The 22780-nt window shown below is 67.8% G+C and carries 23 protein-coding genes; 10 read left to right on the top strand and 13 right to left on the bottom strand.

Annotation, left to right across the window (positions count from 1 at the left end; translation table 11 throughout):
- Positions 1 to 222: 222 nt before the first annotated feature.
- From BME24068_RS31820 to BME24068_RS31795, 6 genes are all read right to left on the bottom strand, one after another.
- A complete protein-coding gene (locus BME24068_RS31820) occupies positions 223 to 444 on the bottom strand; it encodes a hypothetical protein (RefSeq protein ID WP_174928459.1) in 222 nt (73 codons plus the stop codon).
- A gap of 141 nt (positions 445 to 585) precedes the next feature.
- Complete coding sequence (gene sctD, locus BME24068_RS31815) at positions 586 to 1929, bottom strand: type III secretion system inner membrane ring subunit SctD (RefSeq protein ID WP_174928458.1); 1344 nt, start codon at positions 1927 to 1929, stop codon at positions 586 to 588.
- On the bottom strand, positions 1910 to 3949 hold the full coding sequence (gene sctC, locus BME24068_RS31810; RefSeq protein WP_174928457.1) for a type III secretion system outer membrane ring subunit SctC: 2040 nt from the start codon (positions 3947 to 3949) through the stop codon (positions 1910 to 1912). The genes sctD and sctC overlap by 20 nt, the downstream gene beginning before the upstream one ends.
- The gene (gene sctS, locus BME24068_RS31805) at positions 3949 to 4227 is read right to left on the bottom strand and encodes a type III secretion system export apparatus subunit SctS (RefSeq protein ID WP_174928456.1); all 279 of its coding nucleotides are present in this window, start codon (positions 4225 to 4227) and stop codon (positions 3949 to 3951) included. Before sctS ends, sctC begins: the two co-directional genes overlap by 1 nt.
- Positions 4224 to 6416 (bottom strand): type III secretion system export apparatus subunit SctV, encoded by a 2193-nt coding sequence (gene sctV / locus BME24068_RS31800; RefSeq protein WP_174928455.1) that lies wholly within the window; start codon positions 6414 to 6416, stop codon positions 4224 to 4226. The genes sctS and sctV overlap by 4 nt, the downstream gene beginning before the upstream one ends.
- A gap of 240 nt (positions 6417 to 6656) precedes the next feature.
- Entirely contained in the window at positions 6657 to 7490 is an 834-nt protein-coding gene (locus BME24068_RS31795) for a helix-turn-helix transcriptional regulator (RefSeq protein WP_174928454.1), read from the bottom strand.
- A gap of 284 nt (positions 7491 to 7774) precedes the next feature.
- Between BME24068_RS31795 and BME24068_RS31790 the strand changes: the two genes are divergently transcribed.
- A complete protein-coding gene (locus BME24068_RS31790; RefSeq protein WP_174928453.1) occupies positions 7775 to 8680 on the top strand; it encodes a helix-turn-helix transcriptional regulator in 906 nt (301 codons plus the stop codon).
- Between the two features lie 106 nt (positions 8681 to 8786).
- Here BME24068_RS31790 and BME24068_RS31785 read toward each other — a convergent pair whose 3' ends face one another.
- Together BME24068_RS31785 and BME24068_RS31780 are read right to left on the bottom strand one after the other, a co-directional pair.
- Positions 8787 to 10433, bottom strand: coding sequence for an Nramp family divalent metal transporter (locus BME24068_RS31785; protein WP_174928452.1), 1647 nt, complete (start codon positions 10431 to 10433; stop codon positions 8787 to 8789).
- A 103-nt stretch (positions 10434 to 10536) separates the two neighbouring features.
- Entirely contained in the window at positions 10537 to 10674 is a 138-nt protein-coding gene (locus BME24068_RS31780; protein ID WP_174928451.1) for a hypothetical protein, read from the bottom strand.
- Between the two features lie 1069 nt (positions 10675 to 11743).
- Here BME24068_RS31780 and BME24068_RS31775 point away from each other — a divergent pair.
- Both BME24068_RS31775 and BME24068_RS35600 read left to right on the top strand, forming a co-directional pair.
- Positions 11744 to 12013 carry a hypothetical protein gene (locus BME24068_RS31775; RefSeq protein ID WP_096508111.1) on the top strand — a complete coding sequence of 90 codons (270 nt, stop codon included), beginning with the start codon at positions 11744 to 11746 and terminating at the stop codon, positions 12011 to 12013.
- 115 nt (positions 12014 to 12128) lie between these two features.
- On the top strand, positions 12129 to 12278 hold the full coding sequence (locus BME24068_RS35600) for a hypothetical protein (protein ID WP_420887576.1): 150 nt from the start codon (positions 12129 to 12131) through the stop codon (positions 12276 to 12278).
- 230 nt (positions 12279 to 12508) lie between these two features.
- On the opposite strand, the gene treA is transcribed toward BME24068_RS35600, so the two are convergent.
- On the bottom strand, positions 12509 to 14251 hold the full coding sequence (gene treA, locus BME24068_RS31765; RefSeq protein WP_174928450.1) for an alpha,alpha-trehalase TreA: 1743 nt from the start codon (positions 14249 to 14251) through the stop codon (positions 12509 to 12511).
- A gap of 329 nt (positions 14252 to 14580) precedes the next feature.
- Here treA and BME24068_RS31760 point away from each other — a divergent pair, with 329 nt between their 5' ends.
- Positions 14581 to 15969 carry an MFS transporter gene (locus BME24068_RS31760; RefSeq protein ID WP_174928449.1) on the top strand — a complete coding sequence of 463 codons (1389 nt, stop codon included), beginning with the start codon at positions 14581 to 14583 and terminating at the stop codon, positions 15967 to 15969.
- Between the two features lie 353 nt (positions 15970 to 16322).
- On the top strand, positions 16323 to 17534 hold the full coding sequence (locus tag BME24068_RS31755) for a winged helix-turn-helix domain-containing protein (protein ID WP_174928448.1): 1212 nt from the start codon (positions 16323 to 16325) through the stop codon (positions 17532 to 17534).
- Between the two features lie 67 nt (positions 17535 to 17601).
- On the opposite strand, the gene BME24068_RS31750 is transcribed toward BME24068_RS31755, so the two are convergent.
- Together BME24068_RS31750 and BME24068_RS31745 are read right to left on the bottom strand one after the other, a co-directional pair.
- Positions 17602 to 17820 carry a DUF1653 domain-containing protein gene (locus BME24068_RS31750; RefSeq protein ID WP_006751720.1) on the bottom strand — a complete coding sequence of 73 codons (219 nt, stop codon included), beginning with the start codon at positions 17818 to 17820 and terminating at the stop codon, positions 17602 to 17604.
- A gap of 65 nt (positions 17821 to 17885) precedes the next feature.
- Positions 17886 to 18329, bottom strand: coding sequence for a GNAT family N-acetyltransferase (locus BME24068_RS31745; protein ID WP_096508115.1), 444 nt, complete (start codon positions 18327 to 18329; stop codon positions 17886 to 17888).
- Positions 18330 to 18481: 152 nt separating this feature from the next.
- Here BME24068_RS31745 and BME24068_RS31740 point away from each other — a divergent pair, with 152 nt between their 5' ends.
- Positions 18482 to 18742 carry a type II toxin-antitoxin system Phd/YefM family antitoxin gene (locus BME24068_RS31740; RefSeq protein ID WP_012366507.1) on the top strand — a complete coding sequence of 87 codons (261 nt, stop codon included), beginning with the start codon at positions 18482 to 18484 and terminating at the stop codon, positions 18740 to 18742.
- Complete coding sequence (locus tag BME24068_RS31735) at positions 18739 to 19005, top strand: Txe/YoeB family addiction module toxin (RefSeq protein ID WP_174928447.1); 267 nt, start codon at positions 18739 to 18741, stop codon at positions 19003 to 19005. Before BME24068_RS31740 ends, BME24068_RS31735 begins: the two co-directional genes overlap by 4 nt.
- Positions 19006 to 19035: 30 nt before the next feature.
- On the opposite strand, the gene BME24068_RS31730 is transcribed toward BME24068_RS31735, so the two are convergent.
- A complete protein-coding gene (locus BME24068_RS31730) occupies positions 19036 to 19497 on the bottom strand; it encodes a DUF4087 domain-containing protein (RefSeq protein WP_203368182.1) in 462 nt (153 codons plus the stop codon).
- 218 nt (positions 19498 to 19715) lie between these two features.
- Here BME24068_RS31730 and BME24068_RS31725 point away from each other — a divergent pair, with 218 nt between their 5' ends.
- The 3 genes from BME24068_RS31725 (at position 19716) to BME24068_RS31715 (ending at position 22049) form a co-directional block, all read left to right on the top strand.
- A complete protein-coding gene (locus BME24068_RS31725) occupies positions 19716 to 20450 on the top strand; it encodes a substrate-binding domain-containing protein (protein ID WP_239008129.1) in 735 nt (244 codons plus the stop codon).
- Positions 20451 to 20467: 17 nt separating this feature from the next.
- The gene (locus BME24068_RS31720; protein ID WP_174928445.1) at positions 20468 to 21091 is read left to right on the top strand and encodes an HAD hydrolase-like protein; all 624 of its coding nucleotides are present in this window, start codon (positions 20468 to 20470) and stop codon (positions 21089 to 21091) included.
- A gap of 388 nt (positions 21092 to 21479) precedes the next feature.
- On the top strand, positions 21480 to 22049 hold the full coding sequence (locus tag BME24068_RS31715; RefSeq protein ID WP_096508120.1) for a DUF4142 domain-containing protein: 570 nt from the start codon (positions 21480 to 21482) through the stop codon (positions 22047 to 22049).
- 100 nt (positions 22050 to 22149) lie between these two features.
- On the opposite strand, the gene BME24068_RS31710 is transcribed toward BME24068_RS31715, so the two are convergent.
- Positions 22150 to 22749 carry a GNAT family N-acetyltransferase gene (locus BME24068_RS31710; RefSeq protein ID WP_174928444.1) on the bottom strand — a complete coding sequence of 200 codons (600 nt, stop codon included), beginning with the start codon at positions 22747 to 22749 and terminating at the stop codon, positions 22150 to 22152.
- Between the last annotated feature and the right edge of the window lie 31 nt (positions 22750 to 22780).

The following is a 22780-nucleotide window of genomic DNA, read 5'->3' as shown; positions in this document are numbered from 1 at the left end:
GTGCCCGTCTGCTGCGCGGCGCCCGCGAGCGCGGCTGCGCCCGGCGGCGCCGCGCCTACGCCTGTCACTGACATGATTCCTGCCCTCCTTGGTTAGCCGGCGCCGAACCCGATCGGTCGGGCCTGCCCGGCATGGGCCGGCCGGCACGCGCACCGCCGCCGCCGGGCCCCGTGACGGGCGGCCCCGACAGGCGGCGGCGCGCGGCGCGACCGGCGCCCGGCCTCATGCGCGGCCGGCCGAGCTCAGGTGTTGCGCAACCTGGGCATTCGCCGTCCCTTCCTGCGCGGTCACTGCGTTGCTGGTTTCGAACGTCGCGGTCGACTGCTGGACCTGGAAGTTGATCTTCGTCAGTTCGAGCTGCGTCTTGGTCAGGTCGTCGGCCTGCTGCTGGACCTGGTTCGTGTTGGTTGCACTACCTGCGCTACCCGTTGCCGAGGTACCCATGTTTCGCTCCTTTGCGTGAAGTTCATCCACCTGCCGGCGGCGGCCCCATGCCCCGCCGGCGACGTGGGCCGCCGCCCGAGGGCGACGTCCCGCGTAATGCGCGCACCGCGCGCCGCGCGATGCGCATGAACCGTCTCGGCGCTAGTGCGCCGCGTCCTTCGAACCCGTCGATGCCGGTGCGCCGGCCGCCGGCGCATCGGGCAGCAGCGTCGGCCCCGGCACCGGTTGCGCGACGCCGGCCGCCGCGCCGTTCGCGAGCGGCGGCACGGGCAGCGCCGGCGCCAGCTCCGGCACGTTCGCCTGCGGGCCGCCGAGCGGCATCGTGATGCGCTGGCCGTTGCGCTCGAACACGACCTCGTCCGGGCCGATCGACACGACGGTCGGCCCTTCCTTCAGCCGCGCGCCCTCGAAATAGCGGCTGCCGTCGGCCGTCTCGATATAGCGCTGGTCGCCGTCGCCCGCGAACACGGTCGTGATCTCGGGGATGCCGGCCGTGCCGCCGAGCGTCGTCGTGTGCGGCGCGGCCGCGTCGGCGTCGCGCACGTGATCGACGACCTCGAGCGCCGGCCGCGCGTCCTTCATGTAGTTGCGGATGCGCGGCTCGATCTGCGCGCGCGCCGCCGCGCCCGTCAGCTCGATCCGGCCGCGGCCGAGATACGTGACCGTCAGCGCCGTGTCGCTGAAATACGTCTGCGCGGTCGCGACCAGGTCGCTGACCACGTAGAGGTTGCCGAGCGCCGCGTTGTCGACGCCCGCCACGATCTGCGCGACGCGCTCGCGCGCGGCCGGATCGCTCACGTAGCCCGACACGATCACGCCGTCGTCGCGCGGCGCGACCGCGAGTTCCGGATACGCGTGCAGCAGCTGCTGCAGCCGGTGCGTGCGCGCGAGCACCGATTCGTGCTGCCACGGCAGCCGCCCCGACCACGTGACGAACCCGTAGCCGAGCGCGCCGAGCAGCACGCCGGTCCACAGCGCGACCAGCGCGATCACGAGCCGCCGGCTGCCGAGCCGGTGCAGCCCGCCCGTGAGCCAGCCGTGCCAGCGCGCTTCGCGGGCCGCATCGGGCGCATCGGCTTCGTCCGGCAGCGCGACGCTCGCCTGCGCGTGCCGCGCGATGCCGAAGCGGATCGAGCCGACCGTCACGACGTCGTGCGGCGTCATCGAGCGACGGCCCGCGCCGAGCGGCTCGTCGTTGAACAGCACCGGTGCGCCCGCATCGCCGCCGTGGTTCTGCACGGTCACCGCGAGCGCGCCGACCTGCAGGCACACCTGCTTCGCGCCGATCTCGCGATCGGGCAGGATCACTTCGCAATCCGCCGCGGTGCCGACCCAGTTCGCGCCGCGCGCGAGCGACATCGAGCGGCCGTACATCGGCCCGCTCAGGAAACACAGGTTCCACGGCGACGCGAGCGCGGCGGCGCCGCCTCCCGCGCCGCCGGGCAATGCGCCGTCGCCGTGCGGTTCAATGATGCTCGTCGACATGGGCAGGGACTCCCGCGGTCGTCGCCGGCTGCGACGCCGCATCCTTCGGCGGCGGCGGCAGCGCCGGCGGGCCGAACTTCGTGCCGGGCAGCGGCTTCGGCGTGAGCGGCACCGCGATGTCGTTGTCCGGCGGGCGATACATCGACATCCCGTTCGCGTCGCCCGGCGCATCGACGCCCGGGTTCACCGGCGAGCCGTCCGGCGCGTACATCGACGCGTTCGTCACCACGCGCGGCGTGAGCAGGTAGAAGCGCTCCATGTGGCTGCCCGACTTGTCGGTGTACTTGAACAGGTTGCCGATCAGCGGAATGTCCGACAGCCAGGGCACGCCGCTCTTGTTCAGGTGAACCTCGTCGTCGTTGAAGCCGGCGATCAGCAGGCTGCGGCCTTCGTCGATCATCGTCTTCGTGACGATGTTGCGCTGCTGGATCACCGGCACGTTCGACACGGCCTGGCCCGGCACGATGTTGCCGTCCTGGATGTCGATCGACATCATCACGCTCTGCGGATTGCCCGACACGGCGGCCGCATTGCGGATCGCCTCGTCGACGATCATCGGCGTCACCTTGATGCTGGTGCCGGTCGTCACGCTGTACAGCGACGAATCCTGGTAGCCCTGCACCTGCACGTAGAACTGCGTGAGGTTCTCGAGGATCGCCTCGGTGTTGTCGAGCGCGAGCACCTTCGGCTTCGAATGCAGTTGCGCCTGCCCCTTCTGCGCGAGCGCGTTCACGCGCGTGAGCAGGTAGTTGCGCAGCGAGCCGCCGATCGACGCGGTCAGCGCGATGCCGGTCGGCATGAAGGTGCCCGTCTGCCCGGTTTCCGACGTGCCGATGCCGAACGTCAGCGGCGGGTTGCCCGAGCCGTTGTACTGCGTGTTGCCGTTCAGCGGGTTCTGGCCGTTGCCGATCTGCACGTCGCCGTGCGTCGTGTGCAGGCGCCAGTCGATCCCGAGGCTGTCGAGCGAATCCTCGTTGATGTCGATGATCGTCACGTTGATCTCGACGATCCGCGGCCGCTCGTCGAGTTCGTTGATCAGCGACTGGTAGCGGTACATGTTCTCCGGCAGGTCGCGCACGATCACCGCGTTGATCGCCGGATCGGGCTCGATCTGCGGCAGCGTGTCGCCGCCGCCCGAGGCCTGGAACGGCGAGAACGCGCTGCCCGCGCCGCTGTCGCCGCCGTAGCCGCCCGCGCGCTGGCCGCCGGCGATATCGGGGAAGTCGAGGCGCGGCACCGCGATCGTCAGCCCCGAGCCGAGCTTCACCTGGCGCGCGGCCTGCCCGAGCGGCGCGTTCGACGCCGCGGGCGTCGTGCCGCCGCCCTTGCCGAACAGGCGGCGCAGGATCGTCGCGACGCCCGGCACCGTGACTTCCTTGCCCGAGCGGTTGATCGTGAAATCCGACGCCCAGCCGTACTTCAGCCGGAACGCGCGGATGTCCGCATGCGCGCCGTTCGCGGACGGATCGCCGACCGAGCCGACCGCCTGCCGCACGAGTTCGACGTAGCGGCGCGGGCCGGCCACGTACACGCTGTTCGCGCGATCGTTGATCACCAGCGTGTAGCGCTTGTCGGGAATCTGCATCGCCTGCAGCGCGCGGCCGATCTCGCCCGATGCGTTCGGCGGGATCGGGATCATCTGCGTCTGCGACTGGTCGGCCGGATCGACGTACAGGAACGAGCCGTCGTAGTACCACGTGAGCCCGTAGGTCGAGCAGATCGTGTCGAGCGTCTGCTGCGGCGTGCCCGCGAAGCGGCCGCTGATCACGCCGTCGACCTTCGGATCGACGACCGCCGTCACGCCCTGCGACGACGCGAGTTCGCGAATGAAGTCACCGATCTTCTTGCCGTTCGCGACGATCGTGAACGGCTTGTTGCGCCAGCGCAGTTCCGCCGCGCGCACCGGCTGCGCGAGCGTCACGCACAGCGACGCCGTGAGCAGCGCGGTCGCGCACAGGGCGAACGCGGCCCGTTGCAGGCTGCGCGGTTGAAACCGGATCGAGGTGACGCGTCGACGCATCAAAGGACTCCTGTGGAAGAAACGAACACGCGTTCCAGCGCCTGCTGCGCGAAGCGCAGCACTTCGCCGCCGAGCCAGGCCGACAGCAGCACCAGGGCGACCATCACGGCGATCAGCCGCACCGCGATGCCGATGTTGGCGTCCTGCACCTGCGTCACGGCCTGCAGGATCGCGACGACGAGGCCCGTGACCGTCGCGATCAGCACGATCGGCAGCGACAGCAGCAGCACGAGCATCAGCGCCTGCCGGGTGAGGTCGAGGATCGTCGAGCCCGTCATTGCGCGACACCCGGCAGGCGCACGCCGGCGCCCGCGCCGACCGTGCCGTCGTCGGGCGGGTTCTTCACCCAGCCGACCGTATGAAGCTGCACGTCTTCCTCGATCTCCTGGTACGACAGCACCGCGAGTTCGGGCAGCACCGGCTGCAGGATCGTCTTCACGTAGCGGCGCGCGCCGAGCGCGACCATCACCGCGAGCCGCGCGCCGCCTGGCGCACTGCCCTGCGCACCGCCGGCGGCCTGCACGATCGCGCGCACCTGCTCGCCGATGTCCTGCTTGACCGCGCTCGACAGCGCGAGGAAATTGCCCTGCTTCGTGCGCATCACCGCGTTCTCGATGCGCTCCTGCAGGTTCTGCTCGAACAGCACGACGCGCAGCTGGCGCGTCGCGCCCGCATGGCGGTCGGTGATCATCCGGCGCAGGTCGACGCGCACGAGCTCGACCAGCGCGATCACGTCCTCCGGCTCGTTCGGCGCCCACGTGATCAGGCTCTCGAAGATCACGCGCAGGTTGCGGATCGGCACCTGCTCGACGAGCAGCCGGCGCAGCACTTCGGTCACGCGCTGCAGCGGCACGAGCCGCGTCAGCTCGCCGACGAGTTCCGGATGGTCGCGGCGCGCGAGATGCACGAGCGCCTGCGTCTCCTGGATGCCGAGCAGCTCGTCCGCATGCTGGCGCACGATCTGCTCGACGTGCGCGGCGAGCGCGCTTTCGCTCGTCAGCCACTTGCCGTCGGGCGCGGCGCCGTCGGGCTTGATCCACAGCGCGGTCGCGAACGGCCCGAACGCCTCGGCCGGCTGGCGCTCCGCGCGCTCCGGCAGCGGCGCGACGCCGTCCCACAGCAGCCAGCCCGGCTTCAGCGCGCCGTGCGCGACGAGCACGTCCTGCAGGTAGATCCGATAGGTGCCGACCGGCGCGCCCTCTTCGTCGTTCAGCGTGATGCGCGGAAACACCGTGCCGATGTCCGCATCGACACGCGCCTTCGCGCTCGACAGCGCGGCCTGCAACTGCGCGAGGTTCAACGTCGTGCGCAGGTCGTCGGACAGCGACACCGCGATCAGCGACGTGACGCCCGCCGCGTGCGACGCCTTCGCGGGCTGACCGTCGTCGGCCGCGCCGACGCGCCCCGCGATCTGGATCAGGTTGAAGCTCGGCGCGGTGGTCTTGCGCCGCAGCTGCGTGAACGCGAATGCGCCGAGGCCGAGCGCGATCAGCGCGAACGACCACTTCGGGAACCCGGGCACGACGAGAAAGCCGGCCAGCACGAGCGCCGCGATCAGCAGCGCGCGCGGATGCGCGCCGAGCTGCTCGCCCAGCTGTTCGCCGAGCTGGCGCTGCCGCGCATCGCGCGTCGCGACGCGCGTCGTCACGATGCCGGCCGCGATCGACACGAGCAGCGACGGGATCTGCGACGCCATGCCGTCGCCGACGGTCAGGATCGCGTAGCGCTGCAGCGCCTGGCCGATATCCATGCCGTGCATCAGCGTGCCGACCGCGATCCCCGCGACGATGTTGATGAACGCGATCACGAGGCCCGCGATCGCATCGCCCTTCACGAACTTCATCGCGCCGTCCATCGCGCCGTGCATCTGCGATTCCTGCTCGAGCTTCTCGCGGCGCTCGCGCGCCTCGTCGGCGCTGATGATGCCCGCGCGCAGATCCGCGTCGATGCTCATCTGCTTGCCCGGCATCGCGTCGAGCGAGAAGCGCGCGCCGACCTCGGCCACCCGTTCCGACCCTTTCGCGATCACGATGAACTGCACGACGGCGATCACGAGGAACACCACGCCGCCCACCACCACGTTGTTGCCGACCACGAGCCGGCCGAACGCGTCGATCACGTGGCCGGCGTTCGCGTGCAGCAGGATCAGCTTGCACGACGCGATGTTCAGCGCGAGCCGGAACAGCGTCGTGAACAGCAGCAGCGCGGGAAACGACGAGAAGCTGACCGCCGACGGCACGTAGGTCGACACCGTCAGCAGCACGACGCTCGCGGCCAGATTCAGCGAGATCATCCCGTCGAGCGCGGCTTGCGGCAGCGGCAGGATGAACAGCGCGACGACCGCGACGATGAACGTGCCGAGAAACAGATCGGCGCGAGGCGACGCGCCGAGACGCTGCCCGGACACGCCGCGGCCGGCGGAAAACATCCGCTGCCAGTCGCGGGGAAGCGCCTTCGGTTCTGCCATCGTGCCGTCGTCCTGTCGTTATCGCCGCATCGCGCGGGCAATCGCTGCCCCGCGCCGTGCGGTGCGTGGAATGGGACGAGTGTAGCGACGCGAAACGGCGGAAAAAGGCACCCGCCTCGTAGCGCGAAAGCGCGTTTGCCGGCGACGATCGGATCGGACTACGAAACCCGGCGACGCCTGCGCGAGCGCATCGCCGGAACCGCTTCCATCATGCTGCGGCGCGCCAACGCGCGCGTCGGGTCAGGGCTGCAGGCGGCGCGCGGCGAGATACGCGAGCTGGGCGCGGTTCTGCACGTTGAAGAGTTTTTCGAGCGAGCGGATATGGTGGCCGACCTTGTGCAGCGACGTGCGCAGCGCGCTCGCGATCTCCTGGTCGGACAGCCCGTGCACGAGCCGGTCGAGCACCTGCTGCTGCTCGTCGGCGAGCGCGAAGCCGCGCATGCGCGCGATGCGCGCCTCGAGGAACGGCAGCGCGACGCGATGCACGGCGAGGCTCACCGACAGCGCGCCGCCGATCACGCGATCGTCGATCCACTCGGTGCCGTGCGCTTCCGACGTCACGTTCACGGCCACCCGCAGGTCGAGCCGCGGCGCCGACAGGCTGAAGATCACGCCGCTGTTCATCGCATGCGCACGCAGATGGCCCGCGAGCGCGAGCACCTTGCGATCGCCGCTGCCCTGCGCGGACGACTCGATCTCGTCGAGCCGCCACGCGACCGGAAAGCCGCTTTGCCGCACCTGCGCGAACCGCGGGTCGCTCTCGTAGAGCATGCCCTCGATATACGGCTGAATAAAGGTGGCCGGCGCGAGGTCGCGCAGCAGGTGGGCGCACAGAATGCGCCGCCCGATCATTTCGTACGCGCCGTAGCCGAGCGTACTGAAACCGATCTGGCGCAGGCGCGCATGGCATTGCGCAAAATCGACCGGGCCGAGGTCGGATTTACCGGCACCGATTTGAATACCGGCAAATATGTCGCGCTCGATTGCGCGATATTCGTTCGAATAAGCGGCAGCGGCCGCTATATCGGCTTGCGAGAACCACTCGACGAGTGGCGCGCCGTCAGCATATGTCATGAGGAGCCCGCCCTTTCCCAATATATGAACCAGCTGCCCCGTCACGTTCCGGTCTTTTCTTTATGGTTTTCTGGTAATGGGTATAGACGCACGAACATGATTCTTTCGCCGCCATTAGTATTACGGCATATTACGCGTACACGGGCATTTTTTGTACAATGCCCCCGCGTTTCGTCTGGATGACGATCGGCGCATATCACTACGATGCTTCGGTCGCCCTGCCCGCATGCCGTGCACGCCACGGCCGCCGCTCGGCAAGGCGCGTCGATTCCGAGGGATGGCTCATGTCCGATATTGCCTTGCATGAAGAAGCAGTCGCCCCAGAATTTTCCCGTCCGGCGCGCGCCCCCGGCGCCTGTGTCGACGCGCTGCGACAGCGCCCCGTGCAGGTCGTCTGGTGCGACGACGTCAGGCGCGGCGACGTCGCGCAGCCGCACGCGCCGGCGCTCGGCGTCGCCGACACGCTCGCCCACGCGCAGAGCACGGCCGAACGCAACCGCATCGTCGCGAGCCTGTTGCACCTGACCGGCTTCTCGACGTTCGCGTACTTCGCGCTCGAGTTCGCGCGCGAGCGCGTCGAGAGCCTCTATCTGCACGAAGCGTTCACGCCCGCCACCTATCGCGGCGACTACGTGCGGCACAACCATCACGACGTCGACCCGCGCACGCTCGGCGCGCGCGCGTGCAACATGCCGATCGTGTGGGACCTGCAGCAGTTGCGCCGCGAGCACCGGCAGCGCGACGACGGCACGTGCGTGACGCCGGCCGCGCTCGACGGGTTCCTGCAGACGATGCAGGACGACGGCATGTGCAGCGGCATCATGTATTCGATGGCCGTGCCCGGCACGCGGCTGCACGCGTTCATGAGCTTCACCGCGCCGCGCCGCACGCGCGAATGGATCACGCCGGCCACCGTCGAGCAGGCGCTGTCGATCGGCCTGTCGGTACACAAGTTCGCGTCGCCGCAACTGATCGCGACGTCGCGCGAGCGCACGGTCAACGGCCTCACGCCGTTCGAGCAGGAACTGCTGCTCGGCATCGCGGAAGGCGCGTCCGACAAGGAGATCGGCCGGCGCCTCGACACCAGCGCGCACAACGTCGACTATCACCTGCGCAAGCTGCGCAAACGCTTCGGCGTCGCCAACCGGATCCAGCTCACGTACCTGACGTCGAAGCTCGAACTGATCTGACGCGCACGCATCGTCCCGCGTAAACGCACCTGCCGGCCTCGCGGGCCGGCAGGTGCGGGTTGCGGCGCGGTGCCGGGTCCGCGCCGCTTCCAGACAGACGACGCCGTTACTTCAGCAGCGTCATCTGCACGACCTTGACGATCACCAGACCGACCGCGATCACCAGATAGCCGCGCAGCACGGCCATCCAGACGCGTGTCGCGACCGTCATCTTCTGCGGTGCGAGCGTGTCGAGCGGCGGCATGCGCCACGTGCTGCGCAGCGACCGGTCGATGCCCGGCTCGACGACGCGCTTGTTGCGACGGATCAGCACCGTCGCGAGATAGCCCGCGATCGCAAACACCGTGCCGCCGACCAAAACGTCGAGGATCGCGTCGCTGCTGATGTCCGGATACATCACCGATGCGGTCAGGATGATCGACAGCAGCACCAGCACCCAGATCACCGCGCCCGTGAACACGTTGAGCTTCGTCGAGTTGACCCACGGGCCGAGCACCTGGCGGTCGTTGCAGAGCACGAGCAGGAACACCGTCGCGCTCGGCAGCAGCACGCCCGCGAGCGTCTGCACCGCTTCGGTCAGCAGGCCGAGCGGGCTGCCCGGAATCAGCACCAGCGCGGCGGCGGCCGCGACGATGCCGAAGTACACGAGATAGAAGCCCTTTGCATCCGACACGCCGCGATGCAGCGAATGACGGATCTTGAACACGTCGCCGATCGCGTAGGCGGTCGACAGTGACACCGCCGCCGCGCCGATGATGCACGCGTCGAGCAGCGCGACCGCGAACAGCGTCGCGCTCGTGCGGCCCGCATACTTTTCGAGGCCCGCGATCACGCCGCCGGCGTCGGTGAAGTTGCCCGCTTCCGGATGACCGCCGAACAGCGCGGCGCTGAAGCCGATCATCGCGACCGCGCCGATCAGCACGAACGCGATACCGATCCACAGGTCGACCTTCTCGTACTTCATGAAGCGCGGCGTGATGCGCTTGTCGATCACGTAGCTCTGCTGGAAAAACAGCTGCCACGGCGCGACCGTCGTGCCGACGATACCGATCACGAGCAGCATCACGTCCGACAACTTTGCGTGCGCGGGCCAGTTCGGCATGAAGAAATCGCGCGACATCTGCGCGACCGGCGGGTGGATCGTCACCAGCACCGGCACGAGGATCAGGCTCAGCACGCACAGCACGATCGCGAACCGTTCGAAGCGCCTGAAGTCGCCGGTACTCACCGCGGCCATCGTCAATGCCGCGGCCACGCACACACCGGCCACCTTCGGCAATCCGAAGAAAGCGAGCACGAACGTGATGCCGATGAACTCGGTGACGATCGTCAGCGCGTTGAGCAGGAACAGGTCGATCACGCTGAACGCGCCCCAGAACCTGCCGAAGCGCTCGAAGATCAGGCGCGCATGACCGACGCCGGTGACCGCGCCCAGGCGCAGCACCATTTCCTGGTTCACGTACAGCACCGGCACGAGCAGCAGCAGCGTCCACAGCAGCGTCGTGCCGTAGTTCTGGCCGGCCTGCGTATAGGTGCCGAACGCGCCGGCATCGTTGTCGCCGACCATCACGATGAGGCCGGGGCCGATGATCGCGAGCAGCGTGCGCAGACGCGCCCACCACGTGCCACGCGCGGCGGTGTCGTGGTGCGAGATCGTGCCGAGCGCACCGCGGATGTCGCCCAGGTGGGCTTCGTCGAGCACGGCGCTGCGTTCGACGGCGATCGGTGGAGAAACGTTGGATGGCGTGGACATGATGAATTCCGTACGGCTGATTTTTATCGGGCAAGCGTCCGACCTTGGAATACGCGCGCGGACGGCGTCCGCGTGCGCATGCCGAGGCGCGCTCGGCGCGGCTTCAGCGGATCAACGCTTTCAGGTGGTTCAGCAGACGGGAGAACACCCGCGGACGGGCGTCGAGCGTCAGCATCGTGTCGTAGTGCAGGCGCGATTCCGTGACGTGCGGAAGATTCGACAGCAGAAGGCCGAAGTTCATGGTCTGGCTCCTGGCGGCGACGGCGTGCGTGCCGGCCGCGTGGTGGGCGCGGGGCCAGTCCGGGGCCTGAACGTCGTGTCAGGCTAGTGAGCCGGCGTGTCCCCGCGACCCGGGTTCAAAAGGGTCTGTTGGTGCAACGGGCGTAAGGGACAACTGTCACTGTCGTTCATGGCGGCTCCTGTGCGGTGTTCCAGCGAACACGGTTGACCGCCGCACGGCGTGCGGGCCGGCATTCGCGGGCCCGGAAGCGGGATGCGCGAATACGGCCGCCTGCCAGGCGGCGGCAAAACCGGACGGCGCATGCGAAAACGCATCACGCTAACCGGCGCGAATCAGGGTGCACGTAGGGAGTTACTGCGGCGTGCTGCTGCGCGCACCGTTTGCCTGGGTGACAAACGGCGGCTTCGATGAGGCGCGGACGTCGGTCGCTCAGGCGGAAACTTCGTTCGAAGATCGACTACTGCAGGCGTCCAAGGCGGCGGCCCCAAGAGTGAAGATGGCGGATTCTATGGACGCCCCGAAAGTGAAGTCAACCCCTTGAAACCCCATTTCGCGAAATAAATTTCGCACATTGCCGCACTGAAAGATTGCCCCTCGAAAACACGCGCCGCAACCTTTCAGTCTGCGTCGTGCGCAACGCGAGCGACGCGTACGAACAACGGGGCGCCGCCCCGCGTCGTACCCATCGTCGCGGCCCGCCCGTGCCGGAGCGATCGGCTGCGGCGCCCTCGCCACGCGCCCTGGTTTTATGCGTTTTTTACTTGCACCGCAGCAAAACTCGCGACTACAATCCGCCCCAATTCATCAAGGGAGTCCCTCCGTGGACACATGCTCTAGTTGCAGTTCGATGCCGGTCCAGGCCGGCCAAGCCATCGCGAGATAGCAGCCAGACGCATGTCTTACGCCGCTGGCTCGCATTCGCCGGGTTAGCGCGCGTCCTCCCGGGCCGGCATCGCCGGTTCGCCCGTCGCACGCTCCGTTACGTTCCACCCTCCGATCGCAGGTCGCGTCATGCGCCCGCGCTCGTTCACGTCGTCCGGCATGCGCCGGACCGGACGGAGGCAGCGTCATGTCCTTTCAATCGTTCGCGCTCAGACTCAAGCGGCTCGTCCACATCGCGTGCGACCGCTCGTTCGTTTCGGCCCTCTCACCGCTCGCCCACGCATTCGGCAACTGGCGCGGCACGGCGCTCGCGCACCTGCCGGCAGCGCCCCGCCCGCTCGATTGCGCATTGCTCGGCGCGATGGCCGCCGCCGTCGCGCTCGTCGCGCTGCTCTGCTCGGTCGCATCGCGGGTCGGCTTCGCGCAGGTGTGGCGTATCGGCGGCTGGCTGCCGTAAGCGCATCCGCAACCGGGCGGCCGCGTGCCACGCGCCACGCGCCGTCCGCGCACACCGGATCGTCCGATTTTTCCAGATCATCAGTTTAACGAATCAATTAACCCACGGAGCCCGCATGAAGAACCGCGTCGAGCCCGCACTGTGCGCATCGCGCGTCGACGCACTGGCCGCGCGGCTGTTGTCGCTCGCCGCCGCGCCGGCGTTCGCGCAATCGGTGCCCACAAGCCGCTGCTGCTGCCGCCGAACTGGCCGGCGACACCAGTGACGCCGCCGCCCCCGCGCAGGCCGCCGATGCTGCCGCGCCCGCCCCACCGGTCTGCGCGCGTTCGAACCTGCTCGGCGACATGGGCGGCCTGCGCGACGTGCTCGGCGTCACGTTCTGACGCATCGCGGATGCGACACGGGCCGGACACCGCTTGCGCCGTGATCCGGCCCGCGCGCCCGGCCGCGCCCGGTCCCGCCTATTCGTGCCGGCGACTTGTCCGCTGCTGCCCGCTACTGTCCATCGTCGCCGTACAGCCCGAGCAGCTTCAGCGTGACGCCGTTGGTCCAGCCGAAGCCGTCCTGCAGCGGATATTCGCCGCCACCGCCGCCGCCCTCGCCGGCACCTTCGACCACGTACTTCTCGACGAGCTTGCCTTCGGTCGCATACACGTGCCGCACGTCGGCCAGGAAGCGCGTGCCGATGTCCTTCGCGAGCGCCGGTTCGCCGTAGCGGCGCAGCCCTTCGATCGCGATCCACTGCAGCGGCGCCCAGCCGTTCGGTGCGTCCCACTGCTGGCCCGTGTTCCCGGTCGTCGTCGCAAGGCCGCCCGGCTGCAGCAACGTCTTGCGCACCTCGCGCGCGGTCGCCTTCGCGCGCTCGGGCCATGCGACGCCCGTGAACAGCGGATACAGCGCGGCGGCCGACACCGCGTCGCGCGGCTTGCGCAGTTGCCAGTCGTAGTCGCCGTAATAGCCGTGACGGTTCCACAGATAGCGGTTGATCGCGGCCGCGCGGCGCGCCGCCCGCCCGGAGAAGTCCGTCACGCACGCGACGTCGTGCGATACCGTGCAGCCCTTCACGATCGTGCGTTCGAGGTGGAACATCAGGCTGTTCAGGTCGACCGGCACGATCGACGTCGTGCGGATCGTCGCGAGCGTCTTGCCGTCGCCGAACCAGCGCGAGCTGTAGTCCCAGCCGCTTTCGGCACCCGCGCGCAGGTCGCGGTACACCGCGTTGGCCGGACGGTTCGGCACGGCCTTCGCCGTCGTGACGTCCTCCAGATACGATTCGTCGCGCGGCGTGTCGCTCGCGTCCCAGTAGCGGTTCAGCACCGCGCCGTCGGGCATCGCGACCACGTGGCGCGCGGCCTGCCCGCGCGGCGTCGTGGTTTCGCCCTGCATCCAGTACCCGTACTCCTTGCGCAGCTCCGGCAGGTATTTCTGGTAGACCTGGTCGCCCTCGGCCTGCGCGGCGAGCGTGACCATGTACGCGAAGAACGGCGGCTGCGAGCGGCTCGCATAGTACGTGCGGTTGCCGTTCGGGATGTGGCCGACCGTGTCGATCAGGTGCGCGAAGTTGTCGAGCATGTCGTCGACGAGATCCTCGCGGCCCGACACCTGCAGCCCGAGCATCGTGAAATAGGTATCCCAGTAGTAGCCTTCGCGGAAGCGGCCGCCGGGCACCACGTACGGCTTCGGCATCGGGATCAGCGAACTGTACGGCGGTACCGTCGCGCTCGTGCGCGTGAGTTGCGGCCACAACCAGTCGATGTGCTGGCGCAGCGTCTGGTTCGCCGGCGGCGTGACCCCGCCGTCGGGCGGCGGCGTGAAGTGCTGGTCGACGAACGCCTTCAGCGAAAAGCCCGGCTGCGATTTTTGTTGCTGATACAACTGCACGATCGTCGCGGGATCGGTATCGGGCGTCGCATCGACGAAGGTCTTCTGGTCGGGATAGAGCTGGGCCGTCTGCACGGCGACGAACAGGTCGCCGTAAAGCTGGCTCGGCGGCGGCAGCAGCGTGCCGGATGCGGGGCTCGTGAACGCCGCCGTGGCGGGCGCGGAAGCCTGCGCTGCCGGTCGTGCGGCGGCCCGGTTCGCGCTGTCGGCCTGTGCGGCGCAGCCGGCAACGGCCAGGTACGCGACGGCCATGACGGCCGCCCAGCGCAGACGCGGCGCGGGCAGGAACGGATGCGGGTGCGAGTCGGGTTGCGATGCGCGATGCGATTCGGTCGATGCGGCACGACGTGACGTCATGACGTGTCCCCTCCTTTCGATGGTGAGTGGATCGGCAGGGTCTCGTTCGCGCGTGCGCCCGTCTCGATGGCCGTCGATCGATGCGCGTGGTTGTATTCCGCAGATGAGCGTCGACTGTCGCACGAAACGCGCAGCGCATGCAAGCTTCGCTGCCGTGCCCGCCCGTCGCCGTCATGTGTCGTGTCATGTTCCGCGCCGCGGCGGCGGTCGTCTCTTTTCCGAAACGCCGTAGCAGGAACGACTGTTGCAACATGCGGAACAAGCGTTGTCTCGCGTGACGCAACGATCACATTGTGGGCATAATGGCGTCTTTACCGCGCGCCCTGCCCATGTCGCCCGTCTTTCTAGCACCGCTCATCGTTGCCTGTGCGTTGTTCATGGAAAGCGTCGACGCGAACATCATCGTCACCGCGCTGCCCGCGATGGCGAGGGACTTCGGGCACAGCCCCGTCACCCTGAACATTGCGATCACGGCCTACGTGGTCGGCCTCGGCGTGTTCATTCCGATTTGCGGATGGCTCGCCGACCGCTTCGGCGCACGCTCCGTATTCCGCACCGCGATCGGCATCTTCGTCGCCGGCTCGCTGATGTGCGCGGCATCCAATTCCCTCGGTCTGCTCACGTTCGCGCGCTTCGTGCAAGGCGTCGGCGGCGCGATGATGGTGCCGGTCGGCCGGATCATCATCTTCCGCGCGGTGTCGCGCGCCGATCTCGTGCGCGCGATGAACTACCTCGCGATTCCCGCGCTGTTCGGGCCCACGTTCGGGCCGCTCGTCGGCGGCTTCATCACGACCTATCTGCACTGGCGGATGATTTTCTTCATCAACGTGCCGATCGGGATCTACGGAATCTACCTCGCGAGCAAGCACATCGCGAACACGCACGAGCCCGATCCCGGCCCGCTCGACTGGTTCGGCTTCCTGCTGTCGGCGAGCGGCGCGGCGCTGCTGCTGATGGGGCTGACGCTGATCGACGGTTCGCTCACGTCGCGTGGCAACGCGATCATGATGTGCGTGGCGGGTGCCGCGATGCTCGCGCTCTACGTGCCGTATGCGCGCCGCAAGGAGCGCCCGGTGCTCGACCTCAGCTTCCTGAAAATTCCGACGTACCACGCGAGCGTGGTCGGCGGGTCGCTGTTCCGGGTCGGCCTCGGCGCGGTGCCGTTCCTGTTGCCGCTCGCACTGCAGGAAGGGCTCGGGATGAGCGCGTTCCATTCCGGCCTGATCACGTGCGCGTCCGCGCTCGGCGGCGCGGTGAGCCGCTCGACAGCCACGCATACGCTGCGCCGCTTCGGCTTTCGCACGGTGCTGATCTACAACGCGGCGTTCGCCGGGCTCGCGATCGCCGCCTACGGCCTGTTCCATCCGGGCATGTCGACCTGGGCGATCTGGACGATCGTGCTGGTCGGCGGCATTTTCCCCGCGCTGCAGTTCACCAGCCTGAATTCGATGATCTACGCGGACATCTCGCAAAGCGACGCGGGCCGCGCCACCAGCCTCGGCAGCGTCGTGCAGCAGATGTCGCTCGGGCTCGGCGTGACGGTCGCGGGCCTCGTGCTGCACATCTCGCACTGGTTGCAAGGACACCCGACGATGGTGTGGTCGGATTTCTGGCCGGCGTTCGTCGTGGTCGGGCTGTGCTCGTTCGCATCGATTCCGATCACGCGGCGGCTGCCGCCCGGCGCCGGCGACGAAGTCGCGCGCGGCAAGCGGCAATAAACGGGCGGGCGGGAGAAAGGTCGGCGGGGTCGGCCGCGAAAAGCCGGAACAACAAAAAAATCAGCGGACATCCACTCGGGGCCGGTGCACAGCCGCATGGATGTCCGCTCAGGGCTCCGGGTCTCTCGTTGGGGGTTGAGAATCCCGGATTCGCTTCCTGCGTGCCATTGACATATGTGCGTCGGAAGCGGAATCGTTGCGCGCACATTTCGTCGCGCCATGACTGCACTATAGGGAAACTCGCGTCGCGCATCTGTCAACCATTGTCAGACGCCGGCACGCGCCCGCGCCGCACACGCGTGCCGCTTTCGCGCTAAAGTGGTGCCCGACCGCCACCCTCAGCCGCCGTTCCGATGCTTATGCTCTCGCCCGCCGCCGCCCGCGCGCTGCATCTCGCCGCGCAGGGCCTGCTGACTCCGCCGCGCCGCAAGGCGACCAAGGCCGACGTGCTCGACACGATCCGCCGGATGGCGCAGTTACAGATCGATACCATTCACGTCGTCGCGCGCAGCCCGTATCTCGTGCTGTTCAGCCGCCTCGGCAACTTCACCCCGCAGTGGCTCGACGAACATCTCGCCGAGGCGCGCCTGTTCGAATACTGGTCGCATGAGGCGTGCTTCCTGCCCGTCGAGCAGTTCGGACTGATGCGCTACAAGATGCTCGATCCGTCGGGGATGGGCTGGAAATACGCAGCCGAATGGCACGCGCAGAATCGCCCCGACATCGAACGGCTGCTCGCGCGGATTCGCGACAAAGGCCCGGTGCGCTCGGCGGACTTCATCCGTGAAGACGGCGCGAAAGGCAACGGCTGGTGGGACCGCAAGCCGGAGAAGAAACACCTCGAAGTGCTGTTTACGACGGGCGACCTGATGGTGTCCGAGCGCCGCAACTTCCAGCGTGTGTACGACGTGCGCGAGCGCGTGCTGCCCGGCTGGGACGATGCGCGCGACCTGCCGCCGCGCGAAGCCGTGCTGCCCGCGCTGCTCGACCACACGTGTCGCGCGCTCGGCGTCGTGCGGGCGGACTGGGTGGCCGACTACTATCGGCTACCGCGCCGTTCATACCGCGCGGAGCTCGATCGGCTCGCCGACGCGGGCGACCTGATTCCGGTGGAAATCGCCGGCTGGAAAGAGCCGGCCTACGTGCATCGCACGCTCGAATCGCTGCTGCCGGCCGCCGCGGCCGACACGCTGCGCTCGACGGTCACGACGCTGCTGTCGCCGTTCGATCCGGTGGTGTGGGACCGGCGGCGCGCCTCGACGCTGTTCGGGTTCGACTACACGATCGAGTGCTATACGCCCGCGCACAAGCGGCGCTACGGCTATTTCTGCCTGCCGGTGCTGCATCGCGGCCGGCTGATCGGGCGCGTCGACGCGAAGGCGCATCGCGTGCTCGGCACGTTCGAGCTGAAGGCGTTCCATGTCGAGCCCGGCGTGCGGTTCGGCGCGGGGCTCGCGGCCGATGTCGCGAAGGCCGTGAAAAAGCTTGCGGCATGGCACGGGACGCCCGCGGTGACGGTCGCGCACGCGCCGCCGGAGCTGGAGAAGGCGCTGGCAGGCGCGTGACGCCTGCGTCGTTGCGTTGGCAGGCGACGATGCACGCTGCGCTTGCGCGAACGTCGCCTGCTGCCGCTCAGTCGCGCAGCTTGCGAAAACGCGGCGTGCCGTCCGGCAGGTTCTCGTTGAACATCGCTTCCGGCCGCACCCACAGACCGCGCGCATGCGGCCACAGATGCTCGTACACGACCACCGATTCCTCGGTTTCGGAATGACGGGCGACGCCGATGTAGCGATACAGCCCGCCCTTGTAGTGGCGATGCGTGGCGAGCTGTTCGGCTTCCTGTTCGGTCATGATCTGCTTTCCTTCGGCAAAAACGAAAGCGCGTATTGTATGCGCTCGTATGCGCTCGCCGCGCATCAGCGTTTCGCGTAGATATCGGGGCGGCGGATCTCCATCAGCCGTTCGGGATTCGCGGACGGCCCGAAGCCGACCGGACGGTACAACGCGTGCGCATCGGTCGTCACCAGCATGATGCGGCGCAGGCCCTGCACCATCGGCTGTGCGAAGACGTGGTCGATCAGCGCGCGGCCGTAGCCGTTGCCGCGCTCGGCCGGCAACACGAACACGTCGCACAGGTACGCGAACGTCGCGTGATCGGTGACGAGCCGCGCAAACCCGACGAGCCGGTCGCCGACATACGCGCCGAAACACAACGACCCTTCGATCGCGCGCTCGACGACGTCGCGCGGAATGCCCTGCGACCAGTATGCGTCGCGATGCAGGAAATCGAAGATCGCGTCGATGTCGAGTTCGCGCTTGTCGGTGGAAAATCTCAGCGTGGCAGGGGTGGCAGCGGGCACGTCGGCTCTCCGGTCGGATCGGGGCGGAGCAGCCACGATAGCGCGGTGCGGGGTGGGCGACAAGCGGCGTGCGATTCGACATGTACAACAATCCGTACAATAATTCCGCCCGTGTTATACCTGTACAGTTTTAAGTACAAGTGAGGCAGACCATGCGCACGATTCACTTTTCGGATGCTCGCGGCAATCTGAAGACGGTCATCGATCAGGTCGTCGACGATGCGGATGTGACGCTCATCACGCGTCGCGACGCGCCAAACGCAGTCATCATGTCGCAGGAATACTATGACAGCCTGATGGAGACGGTTCACCTGCTTCGCTCGCCGGCCAATGTCGCCCACCTCGAACGCTCGATCGCGCAATTGCGCAAGGGCAAGGCGAAAGAGCACAAGCTCGCGGAGGACGATGAATGAGCGTCCGCCGTGTGCTCGTTACATCCGACGCGTGGGACGACTACGTTTATTGGCAGGGGCAAGACCGCAAGACGCTCAAGCGCATCAACCAGCTCATTCGCGAAGCCCAACGGACGCCGTTCGAAGGTATCGGCAAACCCGAACCGCTGAAGGCGAATCTGTCCGGATTCTGGTCGCGCCGTATCGACGATACGAACCGTCTGGTCTATGAAGCGGACGATCTTCAGATCAGCATCGTGTCCTGCCGCTATCACTACGCGTAGCGCCAACCCCACCGCCTTCCCCTTCCCCGCTCACGGCGCCGGCAACGTCCGATCGGCCTTGCAACGCTTCAACGGCAGCGGCCGGGCCACGACGATCCGCGTCACCTCGCGGGTGCGTGGGTTGATTTCCAGGTCGAGGCATGCGCAGCCGTAGCCGTGCATCCCGGCGTTGGTGACAACCCAGCCATGCGTCGACATGTCGGGCATCTCGTCGAAGCCCGGCACCGGCGGACTGCCCTGCGTCGACAGCGTCCAGCTGTCGTCCTTGTCGACCAGCCACCAGTTGGCCGGCGTCGGATTCTCGAGCCATCCGCAGCGCTTTTCACGAGCAGCAACGGCGTGCGTCGCGACGGTCAGCGCGAAGGCCGTACCGAAAACCCACATCGTCAGGCGAGTACGAGCGATTTTCATATCGATGAATACGGACGAAAGGAAGCAGCGGGAAACGGCAGCGTCGACAGCATACCCGTCTTTCGCGCCCCCTTTATGCATCCTTTGCGCATCGTTTGCGCGCCGGTCTCCCCACGCACGGATTCCGGCGAATCAGGTAGCCTGTGCGCAGCCCTTTTGCGGCGTCGCCCGCCGACAACGACAGACTGGAAGGAGACACTTCAATGCGCGACCGAGCCTCGTTCACTACGTCCACCCGCCACCGCCCGTTCGCACGCCGTGCGGCATGCTGGCTCGCCGCCGCCGCGCTTGCGTCCGCGATGCTGCCGGCCGACGCGGCCGAACTGCGCGTGATGATCTCCGGCGGCTTCACTGCCGCGTACAAGCAACTCGGCCCGCGCTTCAGCGCGTCGTCCGGCGACACGCTCGACACGATCTCCGGCCCGTCGATGGGCGAATCGAAGGAAGCGATTCCGAACCGCCTCGCGCGCGGCGAACAGGCCGACGTGCTGATCATGGTCGGCTACGCGCTCGACCGGCTGATCAAGGAAGGCAAGGTGATCCCCGCGTCGCGCGTGGAGCTCGCCGATTCGCGGATCGGCATGGTCGTGCGCGCCGGCGCGCCGGCGCCCGACATCAGCACCGTCGACAAGCTGAAGGACGTGCTGCTGCACGCGAAATCGGTCGCGTATTCGGACAGCGCGAGCGGCGTCTACATCGAGAAGGAAATGTTCAGGAAGCTCGGCGTCGAGGATCAGGTGAAACCGAAGGCGTCGATGGTGCCGCGCATTCCGGTGGCGTCCGTCGTCGCGAACGGCGACTACGAACTCGGCTTCCAGCAGGTCAGCGAGCTGCTGCCGGTTGCCGGCATCACGTATGCGGGCAAGGTGCCCGAATCGGTGCAGTCCGTCACGCGTTTCGCGGGCGGCATTCCGGTGGGCGCCGCGCATCCGGACGACGCGAGGAAGCTGCTCGACTATCTCGCATCGCCGCAGGCACAACCGGTTGTGCACGCAACGGGGCTCGATTCGGTCGCCTCGTCGCCTGCGCACTAACGTTACCGCACCGCTTCATGTCCTACCGGCTCATCGCGTTCGACTTCGACGGCACGCTCGCCGATTCGCTCGACTGCTTTCTCGCGGCGCTGACGCAGGCGTCGCGCCTGCACGGCTTTCGCGACGCCACGCCCGAACTGCGCCCCGCGCTGCGCGGGATGTCGGCGCGCGAGATCATCCGCGCGCTCGACGTGCCGATGTGGAAAGTGCCGCGCGTGACGGTCGACATGCGGCGCTTGATGCGGCCGCACATTGCGCAGGTGAAGCTGTTCCCCGGCGTCGACGACACATTCGATGCGCTCGCCGCGCGCGGGATCCGCATCGCGATCGCGACGTCGAACACCGAGGACATCGTGCGCGACCGGCTCGGGCCGCGCGCAAGCCGTCACGTCGATCTCTTCGCGTGCGGCATTCCGTTGTTCGGCAAGGCGCACCGGCTGCGCGCGCTCGTGCGCGAAGCGGGCATGCAACCCGCCGACGTGCTGTACGTCGGCGACGAAATCCGCGATGCCGATGCGGCGCGCCGCGCACGCATCGCGTTCCTGGGTGTCGCATGGGGCTACACGGCACCCGACGCACTGCAGCAGCATTGCGCAACGCCGCTGCTGCCGCGCCTCGACGCGTTGCTCGATCGCATGTGACCGACGCCGCGCATACGGTACTCCTGCGCTATGCATCCACTGCGCGCCCTACCCGCACGACGATGAAACGGCGATGACACGCATGCACGCCACCGCCATTTCAAGCCCGCGACGCACGCAAAAATTGCCGCCGCAATACGCGCGACAGGTACCCGCTACCGGCCCGTTCGCGCGCCCATCGATTCGTCTTACCAACCGTTACACAAAGCACAGCGCGGTTGCACCTGCTACCCGAACGCTCTCCTAGAATCAGTCGGGCCGAGCAACACTTCGACCGCCACCGCGGCAGAGCGGCGGTCGGTTCCGGCCCGGGCGCGCCCGGTCTCTCGCACAGCTGCGGATCACGCGATCCGTCCGTTAATCAGAGCCCCGATCGAAAGGAGGTCCCATGAACCGCTTTCCCACCCTCTCGCGCCTTGCATTGTCTGCCGCTGGCCTGCTGCTCGTCGCCGTGACGGCGAACGCGCAAACCGCGCAACCGTCGCCGTCCGCACCGGCCGCCGCGGAGGCACGCATCCACGAAGCCGACCAGACCTTCATCACGGACGGCACGAAGACCGTGTCGACGCAGCACGACGCCGCGCGCATCGCCGATTCGCGCACGTCGGACAGCCAGGTGAAGGCATTCGCGCAACGCGTGTCGACCGACGATGAGAAGATCATCCAGGCGATGCGCGCAGCGAGCCCGCGCGGCGTCGACGTGCCGGCCAACAATCCCGACACCACCGTGCTGGACAGCATCAAGAACCTGCGCGGCGCGGATTTCGACAAGGCGTATATCGAGCAGGTCGCGCTCGCCGGCGAGCAGAAGACGATCTCGGCGTTCCAGGCCGAAATCGCGTCGGGCCGCGACACGAAGCTGAAGGAAGTCGCACGCCAGTCGCTGCCGATCCTGCAGGCGCACTACGCGGACGCGCAGAAGCTCGCGCAGCGTCACCACCTCGCATCGGCGCAGTAACACGATGCATGGCCGCGCATCGCGCGGCACCCCGCTCCCCCCCATCGTCGCGCCGCCGCGCCCCTTCCGGCGGCGCGATGCATGCAGCACCCGATACGCGTTACGTCGCGAGCTTCGCCTTCAACCGCTCGCGCACTGCCGGCCATTCGTCGTCGATGATGCTGAAGCGCACCGAATTGCGCTTGCGGCCGTCGGGCATGATCCGTTCGTGACGCACGATCCCTTCCTGCTTCGCACCGAGCCGCAGAATCGCCGCACGGGACTTCTCGTTCAGCTCGTCGGTCGTGAACTGCACGCGCACGCAATGCAGCGTGTCGAACGCGTACGCGAGCAGCAGCCATTTCGCTTCGGTATTCGCGCGCGTGCGCTGCGCCGATTCGCCGAGCCACGTATGGCCGATCTCGAGCTTGCGATGCCGGCGGTCGATCTTCCAGAAGCGCGTGCTGCCGATCACGCGACCCGATGCGCGATCGACGATCACGAACGGCATCACGGTGCCGCTCGCGCGCCCTTGCAGCGCCGTGTCGATATACGCGTCGACCGTCTCTTCGCCCGGCACGACGGTGACCTTCAGGTTCCACAGTCGACCGTCCGCGGCGGCATCCAGCAGCGCCTGCCGGTCGGACGCGTCGAGCGGCCGCAGTACGATGCGCTCGCCGGCGAGCGTCGGTTGTGCGAGGGAAGATGAAGCGTCGGTCATGACGGGTTCCGTTTCCGTGAAAGTGAGGACG

It is taken from the genome of Burkholderia anthina, from assembly GCF_902498995.1.
Lineage (GTDB): Bacteria > Pseudomonadota > Gammaproteobacteria > Burkholderiales > Burkholderiaceae > Burkholderia > Burkholderia anthina.
Note: the sequence above shows the minus strand (reverse complement) of the source record. Positions and strands in the feature narration are given on the sequence as shown.

Excerpts from the sequence above, each read along its gene's own strand:
- sctC (WP_174928457.1), bottom strand. The coding sequence starts at position 3,949 with ATGCGTCGACGCGTCACCTCGATCCGGTTTCAACCGCGCAGCCTGCAA.
- BME24068_RS31820 (WP_174928459.1), bottom strand. The coding sequence starts at position 444 with ATGGGTACCTCGGCAACGGGTAGCGCAGGTAGTGCAACCAACACGAAC.
- BME24068_RS31725 (WP_239008129.1), top strand. The coding sequence starts at position 19,716 with ATGCTGCCGGCCGACGCGGCCGAACTGCGCGTGATGATCTCCGGCGGC.
- BME24068_RS31715 (WP_096508120.1), top strand. The coding sequence starts at position 21,480 with ATGAACCGCTTTCCCACCCTCTCGCGCCTTGCATTGTCTGCCGCTGGC.
- BME24068_RS31735 (WP_174928447.1), top strand. The coding sequence starts at position 18,739 with ATGAGCGTCCGCCGTGTGCTCGTTACATCCGACGCGTGGGACGACTAC.
- BME24068_RS31775 (WP_096508111.1), top strand. The coding sequence starts at position 11,744 with ATGTCCTTTCAATCGTTCGCGCTCAGACTCAAGCGGCTCGTCCACATC.
- BME24068_RS31750 (WP_006751720.1), bottom strand. The coding sequence starts at position 17,820 with ATGACCGAACAGGAAGCCGAACAGCTCGCCACGCATCGCCACTACAAG.
- BME24068_RS31755 (WP_174928448.1), top strand. The coding sequence starts at position 16,323 with ATGCTTATGCTCTCGCCCGCCGCCGCCCGCGCGCTGCATCTCGCCGCG.
- BME24068_RS35600 (WP_420887576.1), top strand. The coding sequence starts at position 12,129 with ATGAAGAACCGCGTCGAGCCCGCACTGTGCGCATCGCGCGTCGACGCA.
- BME24068_RS31740 (WP_012366507.1), top strand. The coding sequence starts at position 18,482 with ATGCGCACGATTCACTTTTCGGATGCTCGCGGCAATCTGAAGACGGTC.
- BME24068_RS31710 (WP_174928444.1), bottom strand. The coding sequence starts at position 22,749 with ATGACCGACGCTTCATCTTCCCTCGCACAACCGACGCTCGCCGGCGAG.
- BME24068_RS31785 (WP_174928452.1), bottom strand. The coding sequence starts at position 10,433 with ATGTCCACGCCATCCAACGTTTCTCCACCGATCGCCGTCGAACGCAGC.
- sctD (WP_174928458.1), bottom strand. The coding sequence starts at position 1,929 with ATGTCGACGAGCATCATTGAACCGCACGGCGACGGCGCATTGCCCGGC.
- sctS (WP_174928456.1), bottom strand. The coding sequence starts at position 4,227 with ATGACGGGCTCGACGATCCTCGACCTCACCCGGCAGGCGCTGATGCTC.
- BME24068_RS31720 (WP_174928445.1), top strand. The coding sequence starts at position 20,468 with ATGTCCTACCGGCTCATCGCGTTCGACTTCGACGGCACGCTCGCCGAT.
- BME24068_RS31730 (WP_203368182.1), bottom strand. The coding sequence starts at position 19,497 with ATGCATAAAGGGGGCGCGAAAGACGGGTATGCTGTCGACGCTGCCGTT.
- sctV (WP_174928455.1), bottom strand. The coding sequence starts at position 6,416 with ATGGCAGAACCGAAGGCGCTTCCCCGCGACTGGCAGCGGATGTTTTCC.
- BME24068_RS31795 (WP_174928454.1), bottom strand. The coding sequence starts at position 7,490 with ATGACATATGCTGACGGCGCGCCACTCGTCGAGTGGTTCTCGCAAGCC.
- BME24068_RS31790 (WP_174928453.1), top strand. The coding sequence starts at position 7,775 with ATGTCCGATATTGCCTTGCATGAAGAAGCAGTCGCCCCAGAATTTTCC.
- BME24068_RS31780 (WP_174928451.1), bottom strand. The coding sequence starts at position 10,674 with ATGAACTTCGGCCTTCTGCTGTCGAATCTTCCGCACGTCACGGAATCG.
- treA (WP_174928450.1), bottom strand. The coding sequence starts at position 14,251 with ATGACGTCACGTCGTGCCGCATCGACCGAATCGCATCGCGCATCGCAA.
- BME24068_RS31760 (WP_174928449.1), top strand. The coding sequence starts at position 14,581 with ATGTCGCCCGTCTTTCTAGCACCGCTCATCGTTGCCTGTGCGTTGTTC.